Source organism: Mesorhizobium sp. P2_B5 (genome assembly GCF_056404775.1).
In genome coordinates this window covers 1,097,372-1,111,814 of the sequence record NZ_JBFUDJ010000001.1, presented here as the reverse complement: position 1 = coordinate 1,111,814, position 14,443 = coordinate 1,097,372, and the positions used below count along the sequence as shown (strand labels likewise).

The window sequence follows — 14,443 nt, the reverse complement described above, 5'->3', positions numbered from 1 at the left end:
CCACGGGTTGCTGGAGCAGCGACAACGGGATCGTTAACTCCTGGTTGCCGGACAGCCGACAACAGTCAGCCGGATCGAGTTGCAACCAATCAGAATTTGAACGTCACGCCAAGCTGAAGGTTTTGGGAATTCAGCTTGCCGTTTGAAAAAACGGCGTCGCCTTCGCGACTGGAATCGAAGTCGACACTGGAGACAGCCTTGAACCGGTAGCCAAAGTCGATGTCGATATTCTGCGCCAGCGCGTAGTTGACGCCGGCTCCCAATTGACCGGCGAAGCCCCACCCGCCCGACCCATACCCATACGAGTGCCCGTCCCAATGGGTGTCGGCGGTTACATAGGCGGCGCCGAGGCCGCCGCCAGCGTAGACCGTGGCCTTCCCGAAATGAGCAACGTCGGCCCAGACGTTGGCAAGCAGATATGTAGCTGACAAATTGCCCGAGGCCGGGTACCCCGAAAAAGGACCCTCGGAATACGTGCTCGCCTTGTAGCGAGCATAGGACAGTTCACCTTCGACGCGAAATACGTCATTGAACCGTTTGCCGACGGCCGCGCCGACGATGAAGCCGGTCTTGAAGTCCATGGAGAAGTCATTGTTGTAGTAGTCCGCGTGGGTCTTTACCTCACTGGGAAAGCTAGCGCCGCCGAACAGCGTGACATACCAAAGGTCCTGGGCAGCGGGGATTTCTACGGCCTCGGCAGCATGGGCAGCAGAGGTCCAGCCGAGCGCCAGAGCTAACGTCGACACGCTGGCCATCAAGTTCAGTTTCATGGACACGCCATCCCCACACCGAAATGCATCAGGAGACATCACTCTCGGCCAATTGTCGAACTGTCAACCTTTGAACATGCAACCTGGTTTTACGGCCGCGATTAACAGTAGTTCCAGTTGCAATACTGCAACAACCGGATTGTGGCGTCATGATCGGCGCAAAGTTTGCGGCGGGCATGCTGCGGGCCAACGCACAGGCATGGCCAATACCACGCCCGGCGCTAGTCAGCCGAGGCGATCGAGGTCCGATCAAAAAGCGGCTCCACTGTCTAGGCAGGCCCGCGAACTGCGCCATACCTGATACCGTCCTAAATACAGCTGTTCTTTCGGCCAAAAGCGAAACACTTCAGGCTCGCGCCGAGCAGGTCATCAAGCTTTGCTTCAACCATAGCGAGACTTCAAAATGCGGCCGATCTGGACCAGATTCAGGAGAACAAAGAAAACGTTCCAGCCGACGACGTTCATGAGCGGCGCCGGCTGGCTGTAGAAATACACGGCAAGGCAGATTGCAGCCGCCGTGGTGAGAATCCTCAGCCGCAAAATGTCCAGCGTGAAGTAGGCGATCACATACAGGATGTTCGCCATGTTTATCAGAAGGTCCATGTCCCTGGTTCCAATTGGGTGCGGGGCACTCAGACGAGACGGTCCTTGAAGTGTTCCCGAACGGCAAAGGCGATCGCACCGCGGCGAATGCCTATGTCCTTCAGGATGTGGTCGGGCAGTTCCTGCAAAGCCCTCTCGGCCCTGCGTGCTCTCAGCCCGATCGAAACGCGCTTCAGGTAGTGAAACATTGCTTTCTCCATTCGTGGGCATCGCAGCACATGGAAGGGCGGCATGCCGCTCCAAGCGCCGTGCTGTGTGTTTGCTGGTTGAATGACGCTGCCCCGCTTTGTTTACGCGAGGCAGCGACTGGAGGTCGTCAGGCCGCCGCCGTCATCGGATCGTTGCGAAGGATGACCGTGTCGGCGACGGGATAGAATTCCTCACCGGGCATGCCGACGCGCTTGGCGTGATCCCGGATGGCCTCGCCGTCCTTGGCCTCGTAGATGCAGAAGGTGCCGATGCGCCCGTCGGGCTCGTGCACGACGTAGCTGCGGATCCAGCTGACCGTGCCCGCCATCTGTTCCTTGGCGACCTTTGCCGATTTCGCGCCGGCGGCTTCGAGTTCCTGCAGGGATGCCCACGCGCTCGGGCGGCGGATAACAAACAGGTTCATGATCTTTCCCTTTCGATTTCGCGCCAGCCTTTCGCCGGCGCTGCTGATTGCCAGGCGTGTCTGCCTGGCTGGGGAAAAATTACCTTCGAGGGGGACTGATCGTCCTTATCGGGTCCTGATCTCTGGCTGATCTTTCGCTGCCCACCGCCGATAAGCTCGATCAGGAGGCAGGCAGGATCAGAGGGTGAGTTCTTGCACAGAGCCATCGCCGGGCGGCTGGCTCTCGCGCGAAAAGCTGTGGCGAAGCGTTGCAGCTTCCTCTTCCAGGCGCCGTGATCCCAGGTGGCGGGCCGATCTCTCTGCCGCGGTGATCTCCACTTTCGCACCGCTGGCGTCGCCTGTACGCAACAAGGCGCTGGCGAGCTGCAGCCGGACCCTTGCCGCGTGATATTCGACGCCTGCGCTGGTCCAGAGCTGCCTGGCCAACAGCAGAAGCCGATTGCCGTTCGGGTCGCCTGGCTCGCAAAGTGCTGCCTTGGTTTCGGCAATCAAGGCCTGCGTTGCGGGTTGCCGCCAGCGTTCTGGCTGTGCATCGATTTCGTCGAGATAGATTGCCGCCTGGGCAGAGCGCCCGCCGCGCGCCGCAATGCAGGCTGCGTTCACCAGCAGGTTTCCGCGCCGCTGCAGATGGAACCACGACATTCCTTGCAGAGCCCGATCGAGCGCGGCAAGCGCCCCGTCCAGATCGCCTGTTTCGAACAAAAGCACGGCATTGCCCGGCTCCGCGTCCCAGCCCAGTGCATAAGCCTGGTCGTAGTCGGCGCGCGCCGATGTGAGGTCGCCGATCATGGCGAAGATATCGCCGCGAACGCGGAAGCCTTCGCCGAGCGACCAGGATTCCTCCGCGGAGAGTTTGGGAAGCGCTTCGTTTATGCAGGTCAGGGCTTCAGGTAATATCTGCTGCGCCGCGACCACTTCGGCGCGATGAAGGTCACACGCGCCCGAGGTCTGCGCGAAACTTGCGGTGCACCAGCTTTCAAAACCTTCGCTCCACTGGCGAGCGCGGGGCCAATCGGCGTATGTTCTGCAACTCCAGAGGATATTGCAGTAAACCAGACTACCGGTGATCGGGTCGACCTGGCTCGACAACGCGATCGCCGCCGCATGGTTTTGCTGCTCGCTGCCCTCCTCGATCTTGCCGAGGGCGAGATTGAAAAACCCCTTGTATGTCAAAGTCAGAGCCCGCAGGCCGGGATCGTCGCAATTTTCAGCTATCGCGTAAGCGGCTGACGCCAGTTCCAGCGCTTCCTCGGGACGGTCGCCCGAGGATGCCAGGCGCGACCTCATCCACAGCAGATATGCTTGCGTAGCATCGTCCGGCGACTGGGACAGAAGCGACGCAGCACGCTCCAGCCATCCCTCTGCAACGGCCCCTGATCCGCGCTCGGCCTGGATCTTTGCGAGCGTGACAGCTGATCTGGCGGCGCGGGCCAAGTCGCCGGCCTCGACATGAGCCGCCACAGCGCGGGCCAGCACAGGGATCGCCTCGGTCGGTCGCCCACCACATTCGACGACCAGAGCCCAGAGATCGACATCAGCAGGAGAGAGATCTTCATTGTCCGCCAAATGCGCGAAAAGTTTTGCAGCCGCGCTCCAGTCGCGCAGGGCTGCCAGCCTGCGGGCCTCGGCAAGCATGTCGTCCCCTTGCAACGAGGCAGGCCGGACATAGCCCAGTCCCGGTTCATCGATGGCGAAGCGATAGCCGTGGCGAACGTAGCTGTGAATCGCGTCCTGCAGGCCACCGGCTGCAAGCGCCTTTCGAGTGAGGCTGACTACGCGCTGAAGCGATGCTTCCGTCACGATGACATCCGGCCAAAGAGCGTCCATCAGTTCGTCCTTGGGGACCACCCTGCCGGCGTTGCGCACCAGGTATACGAGCAGGTCAAAGACGAGCGGCTGGATTTTCTGCCCAACGCCGCTTAGCGACAGTTTGCGGGCAGCTTCATCCAGTTCGAATTGTCCAAATGAGTGTTGCATCGCCTCATCCCGATGCGACAATCTACCTTATCAGCTTTGACTAGGGGAGAGGCCTGGGCCGAACGGTAGCAAGGCTTAGGTTGGATCGGTAGCCAACGGCAGCTTTAGCGACAGCAACTGGCGGACCGATTGGTGCGCCATCAATGGCTGAAGACGAGTGGCGGTGCGATGCGGTCACGCCTGAGCCAGCGGGCCAGGAGCAGCACCGCCACCACCGCCAGACCCGACGCCAGGCCGATCCAGATGCCGACGCCGTGCAGGCCGAAATGGAAGGCGAGCAGCACGCCGAGCGGCAGGCCGATGCCCCAATAGCCGACGGCGGCATAGATCATCGGCACCTTGGTGTCGTGCAGGCCGCGCAGCATGCCGGCGGCAACGGCTTGCGCACCATCGAAAATCTGAAACAGCGCCGCAAAGGCCAGGAACGACACGGCAAGGGCGATCACCCTGGCATTGACCGGATCGGTCATGTCGATGAAGGCGCTGATCAGCAGATGCGGCCACAGGACCATCACCAGCCCCATCAGCGCCATGAACGAGACGCCGATGACGAAGGCGGTCCAGCCAGCGCGTGAAACGCCTGCCGGATTGCCGGCGCCATGGGCCAGGCCGACGCGCACCGTGACCGCCTGGTTGAGGCCGAGCGGCACCATGAAGGAGATCGAGGCAATCTGGATGGCGATGGCGTGCGCGGCCAGCGAATCCGCATCGATCAGGCCCATCAGCAGGGCTGCCGCATTGAAGATTGTCACCTCGAAGGCGAGGATGCCGGCGATCGGCAGGCCGAGCCGCAGCAGGCCCTTGAAGCGTGGCCAGTCGGCGCGCCAGAAGCGGCCGAACAGGCGATAGCGGCGGAACTTCTTTTCAAGCATCACTACCGCCGCCAGGCCAACGAACATCAGCATGCTCGACAACGTCGTGGCAAGTCCTGAGCCCGCAATGCCCATCGAGTTGATCCCGAGATTGCCGAACATGAACACCCAGTTGAAGAAGGCGTTGCAGGCGACGGCGACGAAGACGATGACCAGCGCCCAGCCCGGCCGCTCCAACGCCGAGATGAAGGAGCGCAGCACGATATAGCCGTAGAAAGGCAGCACCGCCCATTCGAGCCAACGCAGATAGATACCGGCTTGATGGGCGAGCGCCGGCTCCTGTCCCATGGCCAGCAGAATGGCTTCCCCATGCCAGAGGAAGATCCAGATCGGGATCGCGATCAGAATCGCCAGCCACAGGCCCTGGCGCACGGTGCGGCGCAGGTCGCGCACGGAATGGCGGCGGCGGCCAAGCTCGGTCGCCATCATCGGCGAGGTCGCCAGCATCAGGCCGAGGCCGAAGATCAGCGGCATGAAATAAAGGTTGGCACCGAGCGCGCCGCTGGCCAGCGTGTCTGCGCCCAGACGGCCCATCATCATGACGTCGGTGGCCGTCATCGCGGTCTGGCCGAGATTGGTCAGCACCATCGGCCAGGCGAGCGCCAGCGTCGCCCTGATTTCCTGACGCCAAAGATTTTCCGGCGCACGAGCGCCGGCTTCGATCGCAGACATTGTCCTGCTCTTTCCGATTGCGGCGCGTCGGCAATAGGCCGGAAGCCGCACTTCCAAACGGCAAAACCTTCGGCTTCGCGGCGTTTGTGCCGTTCTATTGGACGAAATGCGACATTAAGGCAAGGAGGGGGGACAGGCAGAGATTGAGCCAGGGGTATTGCAGATCATCACCGCCACCTCACTGTGGCGAAAGAGAGAAGGCGAGGTAGGCCGGCGTCGTTCACTTGCAGGCGCTGGCCTGCTACGGATTGGCCGAAACCGGACCGCACCCGGATTTCGCCCGGAGAGCAGACGATGGCATTCAGGCGCAGAAAGAACACGGCCGCGATCCCGCGCACGGTGCCTGCCTTCGAGCATATCGTCACCGAGGCGAGCGACAGTTTTCTGTGGCGCGTGGACGACTATCCCTGGGAGCGCAATGTCTGGAATTTCCATCCGGAATACGAAATCCATCTTTTGCGGAAATCCTCCGGCGTCGTGCTGGTCGGCGACCATATCGGCGAGTTCGGGCCGGGCTATCTGGCCATTGTCGGCGGCGGGCTGCCGCATGACTGGGTGACGTCGGTGCAACCCGGCGAGCTGATCGAGGGCCGCGACATCGTTCTGCAGTTCGATCCCGAAAGGCTGCGCGGATCGGCCGGGCTGCTGCCGGAACTGCGCGAGTTGGAGCCGTTCCTGGAGCGGTCGCTGCGCGGCATCGTTTTTCACGGCAAAACCGCGCTCGAAGGCGCCGCGCTGATGGAGCGGATGGGCACGGTGCACGGGCTTGCCCGGCTCTGCCTGTTCCTTGAGCTGGTCGACCTGCTGGCCAGGACCGACGAATACGAACTTTTGTCGTCGCCGGATTTCTCACCCGCCCTCGATGCAACCTCGCTTGATATCATCCAGCGCACGCTGACCTATCTGTTCCAGCATTTCGCCGAGGACCTGAAGCTGCCGGAGGTGGCGGAACTGGCCGGCATGAGCGAAAGCACGTTTTCGCGCTTCTTCCAGAAGAACACTGGCAACTCCTTCAGCGACCACATCGCCAAGCTCCGGCTCTGGCAGGCCTGCAAGCTGCTGGCCGACACCGATATTCCGATCACCGACATCTGCTTCCAGGTCGGCTATATGAACATCTCCAACTTCAACCGCGCCTTCCTGCGCAAGCACAAGATGACACCGTCATCCTATCGCAAGCTGTCGCGGCAGCGGCTGACGATGCGTGCCTGAAAACCGCCTTTCCCGGCCCATCGGTACTCACCTGACGGACACCGTCTCCGCGGAGCCGCTTTTGCAGCGCACAATGCATAAAAGTACAGGTCTGCTGCAACGGGGCTTCTAGCGCGGCCTTTAGCAACTCCTCATTTTGGCGATGGGTGGCTTGTCGCTCGGGCGATGGCGAGGATCGCGCAATCCGAGGACTTCCGCTTCCTGCGACTGTTCCTGGAGGAGAAAATCAATGAAACCAATTCGGCTCGCTGCGAGCTTGAGCGCAGCTTTCATGCTCACCACCACCCTCTCGACCATGGCGCTGGCGGCGCCGGTCTGCTCGGCGCCGGTCAAGGTGCTGGCGCAGCCGCGCGACGGCCTGACGCTGCTGGAAGAGTCCAAGGACGAGTTCCAGAAGCTGGCCGGCGCCAGCTTCCAGATCGACTATCTCAACGAGAACGACCGCCGCGCAAAGTCGCGGGCCGACGCCTCCACCGTCGGCAATTACAACGTCTATTACGTCGACGAAGCCAATGTAGCGCTGTTCGCCTCGTCGAAGTGGATCGTGCCGCTGGCCGATTATTATCCGGCTGATTACGACTATGCCGATTTCGATCCGGGCCGACAGAAGGTCGCCACCTATGACGGCAAGGTGTGGTTCGCGCCGCTGACCGGCGGCGGCGACCTGATGGTCTATCGCAAGGATGTGCTGGAGGCCGCCGGTATCCAACCGCCGAAGACGCTGGACGAGCTGATCGCCGACGTGCCGAAGCTGACCGATCCGGACAAGGGCATGTATGGCATTGCACTTCGCGGCGCGCGTGGTTCGGGCGCCAATGTCTGGCGCTGGATGCCGTTCTTCAAGGCCTATGGTGGGAAATGGTTCGATGGCGACAAGCCGGCTTTCAACTCCGAGGCTGCCGTCAAGGCGACCGAGACTTATCTGAAGCTGTTCAAGGACTCCGCGCCCGGCACACAGACCGGCAGCTGGGATGAATCGACCGGCGCGTTCCTGTCGGGACAGGTCGCCATCCTCGTCGAATCCACACCGCTGTCGGGCATGGCGGTCGATCCCAAGACGTCGCAAGTGGTCGGCAAGATCGGCTTCCTGCCGCCGCCTTCGCCGCTCACCGGCGGCGGTTATGGTCATGGTCTTGCCATTGCTGCCAAGGCCAATGCCGATGACGCCGCGAAGAAATGCGCCGGCCTGTTCATTGCCTGGGCGACGTCGAAAGAGAACGAGAAGCGCCGGCTCGACGCGCACCAGTTCGGCGAGCTCAACCGCACCAGCATCCTGTCCAGCAAGGAGTTCGCCGACATCTATGGCGCCGATCTCGGCCAGGCACTTGCCGAGACCGGCAAGGTGACGGCGGTGAACTTCTGGCAGGATCCGCGCTGGCCGGATCTTGGCGACCGCTGGGGCATCATCCTGGAAGAGCTGGTCACCGGCACGCGCACCGACGTCAAGGGCGGCCTCGACGAGCTCGAAGCCTACGCCAACGAGTTGATGAAGAAGAAGTAATCCTCCCGCCCGCGGCGCGCGGTCCACGGCATTCGACTGATGCCGGGACTTGTGCGCCGCGGGTCTCCGCATTCCCGAAAGGCACAGCCCGAGGATAGGCAATGCGCCGACGCTCTTCCCTGCCCACGACGTTTCTCGTTCCAACGCTCGCCATTCTCCTGGTGCTGTCGATGGTGCCGACGCTTTACGCCATCGTCATCGCCCTGCAGAACCGAGAGCTGAGCTCGCCGGACTATTCCTGGGTCTGGCTGTCGAACTTCATCGATCTGTTCCTCGACCGGCGTTTCCTCAACGCCGTCTGGGTGTCGGTGAAATGGGAAATCGTCACCGTCGTGGCGACAATGGTGGTGGCGATCGGGCTCGGCGTGCTGATGTTCGAAGTGGCGTCGCCGCGGCTGCGCAACATCTACTGCCTGCTGTTCATCATCCCGGTGCTGTTGCCGCGCGTATCGGCAGCCTTCGTGTGGAAGTTCGCCTATCATCCGCTCTACGGCATCGCCACCTACCCCTACCGGCTCATCACCGGTGGACTGATCTTCGATCCGCTGTCGAAGCCGTCGACGGCCTTGTTTGCCGTCGCCTCGGTCGATGTCTGGCAGTGGGGACTGTTCTTCGCCGTCATCGTGCTGAAGCTTTTGGAGACCTTGCCGCCGCAGCCGATCGAGGCGGCGCGGCTCGACCACGCCAAACGCTGGCAGATCCATGCCTATGTGACCTTGCCGATGCTGAAGGCGCCGCTGATCAGCCTGATGTTCGTCAAGATGATCGAGTCGTTGCGTTCCTTCGACCTGATCTATGTGATGACGCGCGGCGGGCCGGGCGTGGCGACCGAGACGCTCGACATGTACGCCTTCTCGCAAGGCTTCATCGAATCCGGCAAGGTGTCCTACGCCTCGGCCATGGCGGTGCTGATGATGATCGCAACCGTCATCACCTTCACCATGCTGTGGAAGCGGGTGCAGGCATGAGGCCCCATCGCACAAGATTAGGCCTGATCATCGGCAAGACCATCCTGGCCTTTGCCGGCTTCATGGCGGTGTTTCCGCTCGCCTGGACCGCACTCAATTCGCTGAAGAACAATGTCGACATCATCACCCGCGTGCCGCGCCTGGTGTTTTCGCCGACATTCGACAACATCCGCTACATTATTGGCCGCGACAGTGTCATGACCGGGCTCTACAATTCGGTCATCGCCTGCGGCTGCGCGGTGCTGATCGGCGTCGTGCTCGGCCTGCCGGCGGCCTACACGGTGGCGCGCTATCCCAACCGCTTCGCCGGCGACATCCAGTTCTTCGTGCTGTCGCTGCGCTTCCTGCCGCCGGTCGCGGTCGCCATTCCATTGATGGTGATCTGGCTGCAGATCGGACTCTACGACACTTTGCCGGCGCTGATCGTCACCTACTCGCTGCTCACCATCTCGGTGATTATGTGGCTCGCCATCCCTGCCTTCCAGGCAGTGCCGAGGGAAATCGAGGAAGCGGCCTTTGTCGATGGCTACGGGGCCTATTCGGTGTTCTGGCGGATCGCGCTGCCGGTTGCGGCGCGCTCGCTGATCGGGGCCGTGGCCTTCAGCTTCGTGCTTGTCTGGAACGAATTCCTGATCGCACTGATGCTGTCGAGCTCCAACGCCAAAACCTTGCCGATCGTCGCTTCCGAACTGTCCCAGCAAGGCATGAACGTGCCGTGGGGCATCCTCAATGCTTCGGTCGTGCTGTTGTCGCTGCCGCCGCTGCTGTTCCTCGGCGTGCTCAGCGGCTTCCTGAATTCCGTTTTCCGGCAAAAAAAGACTTGATGCGAGGACTGACCGATGCGGGCACTGGTGCTTGAGAAAAAAGGCGAACTGTCGCTGCGCGAAATCGCGCTGCCGCTCGACGTCGGACCGGACGATGTCAAAATCGCCATCCACACGGTCGGCGTCTGCGGCAGCGACGTGCACTATTACACGCACGGCGCCATTGGCAGCTATGTCGTGCGGGCACCTATGGTGCTCGGCCATGAAGCCTCCGGAACGATCGTCGAGGTGGGCGCCAATGTGGAGACGTTCAAGGTCGGCGACCGCGTCTGCATGGAGCCCGGCGTGCCGAACCTGTCGTCGCGCGCGACAAGGCTCGGCATCTACAATGTCGATCCCGACGTCAGCTTCTGGGCGACACCGCCGGTGCATGGCGTGCTTGCTCCTCAAGCGGTGCACCCGGCCGCCTTTACCTACAGACTGCCCGACAATGTCACCTTCGCCGAAGGGGCAATGGTCGAGCCCTTTGCCATCGGCATGCAGGCGGCCAGCCGCGCCCGCATTGTTCCGGGTGATGTCGCCGTGGTCGTCGGCTGCGGCCCGATCGGCATCATGATCGCGCTTGCCGCCCTTGCCGGCGGCTGCTCGAAGGTGCTGATCTCCGATTTCTCCGCCCCCAAGCTCGAGATCGCCGCGCAATATGCCGGCATCGTGCCGGTCAATATCGGCGAGCAATCGCTGGCCGATGCCGTAGCGGCCGCGACCGACAATTGGGGCGCGGACATCGTCTTCGAGGCGAGCGGCAGCCCGAAGGCCTTTGCCAACCTGTTCGATGTCGTGCGGCCCGGCGGCGCGGTGGTGTTGGTCGGGTTGCCGGTCGAGCCGGTCAGCCTGAACGTTCCGGCGGCGATCTCCAAGGAAGTGCGCATCGAGACGGTGTTCCGCTACGCCAACATCTTCGACCGCGCGCTGCAGCTGATCGCTTCGGGCAAGGTCGACCTCAAGCCGCTGATCACCGGCACCTACGCCTTTGCCGACAGCATCAAGGCATTCGAGCGAGCGGCGCAAGGCAACCCGCAAGACGTCAAGCTGCAAATCCTCCTTACCGGCGAGAAGGGCTGATCATGTCCGCGATCGTTTGTTCCCATGTCGACAAGGCATACGGCGCCACCACCGTCATCCGCGACCTGAACCTCAGCATCGAGGAGCACGAATTCGTCGTCTTCCTCGGCCCGTCCGGCTGCGGCAAGTCGACCTTGCTGAGGATGCTGGCCGGGCTGGAGGATATCAGCGGCGGCGAGGTGTCGATTGGCGGCAGAGTGGTCAACGATCTCGAGCCTGGCGACCGTGGAATCGCCATGGTGTTCCAGAACTATGCGCTCTACCCGCACATGACGATCTTCGACAACATCGCCTTCGGCCTCAAGCGGCAGAAGGTGCCCCCGGCCGAGATCCAGAAGCGGGTCGAGGCGGTGGCCAAGACGCTGGGCCTAGAACCCTACCTGGCCCGCAAGCCGACGGAGCTTTCCGGCGGCCAGCAGCAGCGCGTGGCGATTGCGCGCGCCATGATCAAGACGCCGAAGGTGTTCCTGTTCGACGAGCCGCTGTCCAATCTCGACGCCAAACTGCGCAACCATATGCGGGTCGAGATCGCCCGGCTGCATCAGTCACTGAAGACCACCACCGTCTACGTCACCCACGACCAGCTCGAAGCGATGACGCTGGCGGACCGCATCGTTTTGCTCAAGGACGGCGTTATCGAGCAGATCGGCTCGCCGGCCGAGATTTACAGGCAGCCGGGCAATCTGTTCGTCGCCGGCTTCATCGGCACGCCGAACATGAATTTCATCGAAGTGGCGGTCGGTCGGAAGGACGACCGCTGGGCGCTGACCGGCGCCGGCACGACCTTTTCCATCGAAGGCTCCGGTTTCGACCTGCGAGGCGTCCATAGCGCGGTGCTTGGGGTCCGGCCTCCGGACCTGAAGACCGCCGACGCCGGGGACAGCACCAACCTCCTGCAAGGCACTGCCGACCTCATCGAGTTCCATGGCAATGACGCGCTGGTGACGTTCGCCTGCGGCGGCAAGGAGGTCAGCGCGCTGGTGCCGGCCCGCGAGTGCCCGGCTTTGCGCGCGCCGGTGCGTTATACATTCGAGGAGGAGAGCGTCCACCTGTTCGAGGCGACATCAGGTGTATCCTTGCGCAGAGCGCAGAAGGCCTAGCTGATCGCGTCGAGCGCCTGTCGCTGGCGGTGCATTTCGAGGAAAATCTTGTAGTCGCGGTCGAAACGACCTGAGGCGGCCGGGTTTGACCGCCGCTTCTTGCCGCCCTGCTGCATGGCGACGCAAGCCGCGTTCAGGTCCGGGAACAGTCCGGCCGCGGTGGCAGCGACCATGCCGGTGCCGAGCAGCACCGCTTCGTCGGCCAGCGGCTCGATCACTGCGCAGCCGGTGGCGTCAGCATAGAGCTCCATCAAAAGCGGGTTCTTGGTGTGGCCGCCGGTGACATGCAGCGTGTCGATCAAGTAGCCGTTCTCGTTCAGCGCCTCCAGCACGTGGCGCACGCCGAGCGCGATGCCGACGGCGGTGCGCCAATAGAGCTTGCACAGGCTGTCGAAGGAGGAATCCAGCGTCAGCCCGCTGACCACGCCGACGGCGTGCGGGTCGGCAAGCGGCGAGCGGTTGCCATGGAAATCCGGCAGCACATGCAACCTGGCGGCAAGCTTGTCGCCCTCGGCCATGCGTAGTTCGGCGACGCGCCTGGCAATTTTGGCATGCATGGCTGCATCCGGCTCGCCGCCGGCGCCGTGCCAGCGGATGATGTGGTCGAGCAGCGCGCCGGTGGCTGACTGGCCGCCTTCCGATAGCCAGAGTTTTGGAAGTGCGGCGCCATAGTACGGGCCCCAGACGCCGGCAAAGGGCTGCGGGTCGGGCGACATCGCCATGACGCAGCTCGATGTGCCGGCGATCAGCGCCAGATGGCGGCCGATATTCTGTTGATCGCCGGCAAAGCCGCCGAGCACGCCAAGCGCGCCGGCATAGGCGTCGATGACGCCGGCGCCGACCCGGCAGTTCTCGGTCAGGCCAAGGTCCGCCGCCGCTTCCGCCGAGAGCGTGCCAATATCGGCGCCGACCGCACTCGCCTTCTCCGGCAGGTTGCCATGCTCGAACAGATCGCTTAGCCCGACCGTCTCGAAGAAATCGCGACGCCAGCCGGCTTCTTCGTGCGCGAGATAGGTCCATTTGGCGGTCAGCGTGCATTGCGAACGCGCCAGCGAACCGGTCGCCTTCCAGGTCAGGAAATCGGTGAGATCAAATAGATAGCCGGCTTCATGCCATGTGCCGGGCAGATTGCGCTTCAGCCACATCAGCTTCGGCGTCGCCATCTCCGGTGACATGACGCCGCCGATATAGTCGAGCACGGCGTGACCGCTTGCCGTGCACTCGTCGGCTTCGGCAATGGCGCGGTGGTCGAGCCAGACGATGGTGTCCCAGCGCCGCTCGCCCGTCACCGACACGCTGAGCTGGCCGCCATCCCTGTTCAGCACCACCAGCGAGCAGGTGGCGTCGAACGACATGCCGACAATGTCTTCAGCTGACACGCCGGCCTTTTCGCGCGCGGCGCGCACCGCGATGCACACCGCCGACCAGATATCCTGCGAATTGTGCTCGGCGTGATCGGCCTTCGGCTGGTTCATGACGATCGGATGCTCGGCGCGGCCGAGCAAGGTGCCTGACGTGTCGAGAATGCCCGCGCGGGCGCTCCCGGTGCCGACATCGACCGCGCAAACGAAGCTTTTCGTCAAGATGCTTTTACTCTCGCTCCCAGGCCTGCAATCAGATCGGGCAATTGCAGCATGTCAGCGAATATAAAGTCCGGTTCACTCGACGCAAGCCGCGCTTTCAAGGCCGGGTTGCCGGCGTGCGAACCGCCGGTGAAGGCAAAGACGCGCATGCCGGCGGCCCGGGCCGCGGCGATGCCGGCCGGGCTGTCCTCGACGACAAGGCAGCTGCTCGGATGGGCCCGCATCGAGGCGGCGGCGTGGAGAAAAAGATCCGGCGCCGGCTTGCCGCGCGCGACCATGGCGGCGCTGAACAGATGTGGCTCGAGCAGGCCGAGCAGGCCGGTGACGTCGAGCGCATAGCGGATGCGGTCGAGCGTGCCCGAGGAGGCGACGCAGCAAGGTACGCCCAGTTTCGGCAGGACCTCCCTGATGCCGGGTATCGGTTTCAGCTCCTCGCGGAATTTGCGCATCAGTTCGACGCGCATGTCGGTCAGATGACCGTCGGTGATGTCGATCGCGAAATCGCGACCGAGAATTTCGCGCACGCTTTTCATGCTCTTGCCGAGGAAGTGCTCGTAGGCGACGTCCTCGCTGACCGAACCGCCGGCAGCCGTGATCATGCCAAGCAGGGCCGAGACCGACAGCGCCTCGCTGTCGACCAGCACGCCGTCACAGTCGAAGATGACCAGTTCGGGCGTCATTGCGGC

The 14,443-nt window shown here is 62.8% G+C and carries 14 protein-coding genes; 6 read left to right on the top strand and 8 right to left on the bottom strand.

Features of this window, described 5'->3' with window-relative positions:
* Positions 1-89: 89 nt before the first annotated feature.
* The 6 genes from AC1D1N_RS05710 to AC1D1N_RS05685 all read right to left on the bottom strand — a co-directional run bounded on the left by AC1D1N_RS05710 (position 90) and on the right by AC1D1N_RS05685 (position 5,507).
* Positions 90-770: an outer membrane protein gene (locus AC1D1N_RS05710; RefSeq protein WP_436257632.1), complete on the bottom strand. Its 681-nt coding sequence runs from the start codon at positions 768-770 to the stop codon at positions 90-92.
* Positions 771-1,151: 381 nt separating this feature from the next.
* Positions 1,152-1,373: a hypothetical protein gene (locus AC1D1N_RS05705; protein ID WP_112560017.1), complete on the bottom strand. Its 222-nt coding sequence runs from the start codon at positions 1,371-1,373 to the stop codon at positions 1,152-1,154.
* Between the two features lie 29 nt (positions 1,374-1,402).
* Positions 1,403-1,561: a DUF1127 domain-containing protein gene (locus AC1D1N_RS05700; protein WP_112560041.1), complete on the bottom strand. Its 159-nt coding sequence runs from the start codon at positions 1,559-1,561 to the stop codon at positions 1,403-1,405.
* Between the two features lie 128 nt (positions 1,562-1,689).
* Positions 1,690-1,986: a nickel-binding protein gene (locus AC1D1N_RS05695; protein WP_112560016.1), complete on the bottom strand. Its 297-nt coding sequence runs from the start codon at positions 1,984-1,986 to the stop codon at positions 1,690-1,692.
* Between the two features lie 177 nt (positions 1,987-2,163).
* Positions 2,164-3,984, bottom strand: a complete 1,821-nt coding sequence (locus AC1D1N_RS05690) for a winged helix-turn-helix domain-containing protein (RefSeq protein ID WP_477347120.1) — start codon at positions 3,982-3,984, stop codon at positions 2,164-2,166.
* A gap of 119 nt (positions 3,985-4,103) precedes the next feature.
* The gene (locus AC1D1N_RS05685; RefSeq protein ID WP_477347118.1) at positions 4,104-5,507 is read right to left on the bottom strand and encodes an MATE family efflux transporter; all 1,404 of its coding nucleotides are present in this window, start codon (positions 5,505-5,507) and stop codon (positions 4,104-4,106) included.
* 294 nt (positions 5,508-5,801) lie between these two features.
* Between AC1D1N_RS05685 and AC1D1N_RS05680 the strand changes: the two genes are divergently transcribed.
* From AC1D1N_RS05680 to AC1D1N_RS05655, 6 genes are all read left to right on the top strand, one after another.
* On the top strand, positions 5,802-6,719 hold the full coding sequence (locus tag AC1D1N_RS05680; RefSeq protein WP_477342786.1) for an AraC family transcriptional regulator: 918 nt from the start codon (positions 5,802-5,804) through the stop codon (positions 6,717-6,719).
* A gap of 229 nt (positions 6,720-6,948) precedes the next feature.
* On the top strand, positions 6,949-8,220 hold the full coding sequence (locus AC1D1N_RS05675) for an extracellular solute-binding protein (protein WP_477347116.1): 1,272 nt from the start codon (positions 6,949-6,951) through the stop codon (positions 8,218-8,220).
* Between the two features lie 101 nt (positions 8,221-8,321).
* A complete protein-coding gene (locus AC1D1N_RS05670) occupies positions 8,322-9,188 on the top strand; it encodes a carbohydrate ABC transporter permease (RefSeq protein ID WP_436257627.1) in 867 nt (288 codons plus the stop codon).
* Positions 9,185-10,012 carry a carbohydrate ABC transporter permease gene (locus AC1D1N_RS05665; protein ID WP_112560010.1) on the top strand — a complete coding sequence of 276 codons (828 nt, stop codon included), beginning with the start codon at positions 9,185-9,187 and terminating at the stop codon, positions 10,010-10,012. Before AC1D1N_RS05670 ends, AC1D1N_RS05665 begins: the two co-directional genes overlap by 4 nt.
* A 15-nt stretch (positions 10,013-10,027) precedes the next feature.
* The gene (locus AC1D1N_RS05660) at positions 10,028-11,074 is read left to right on the top strand and encodes an NAD(P)-dependent alcohol dehydrogenase (protein WP_477347114.1); all 1,047 of its coding nucleotides are present in this window, start codon (positions 10,028-10,030) and stop codon (positions 11,072-11,074) included.
* Positions 11,075-11,076: 2 nt separating this feature from the next.
* Positions 11,077-12,174, top strand: coding sequence for an ABC transporter ATP-binding protein (locus tag AC1D1N_RS05655; protein ID WP_477347112.1), 1,098 nt, complete (start codon positions 11,077-11,079; stop codon positions 12,172-12,174).
* On the opposite strand, the gene AC1D1N_RS05650 is transcribed toward AC1D1N_RS05655, so the two are convergent.
* Together AC1D1N_RS05650 and AC1D1N_RS05645 are read right to left on the bottom strand one after the other, a co-directional pair.
* Entirely contained in the window at positions 12,171-13,757 is a 1,587-nt protein-coding gene (locus tag AC1D1N_RS05650) for an FGGY-family carbohydrate kinase (protein ID WP_477347110.1), read from the bottom strand. The two genes, AC1D1N_RS05655 and AC1D1N_RS05650, sit on opposite strands and share 4 nt — an antisense overlap.
* Positions 13,754-14,437, bottom strand: coding sequence for an HAD family hydrolase (locus AC1D1N_RS05645; protein WP_477347108.1), 684 nt, complete (start codon positions 14,435-14,437; stop codon positions 13,754-13,756). The genes AC1D1N_RS05650 and AC1D1N_RS05645 overlap by 4 nt, the downstream gene beginning before the upstream one ends.
* Positions 14,438-14,443 lie beyond the last annotated feature (6 nt).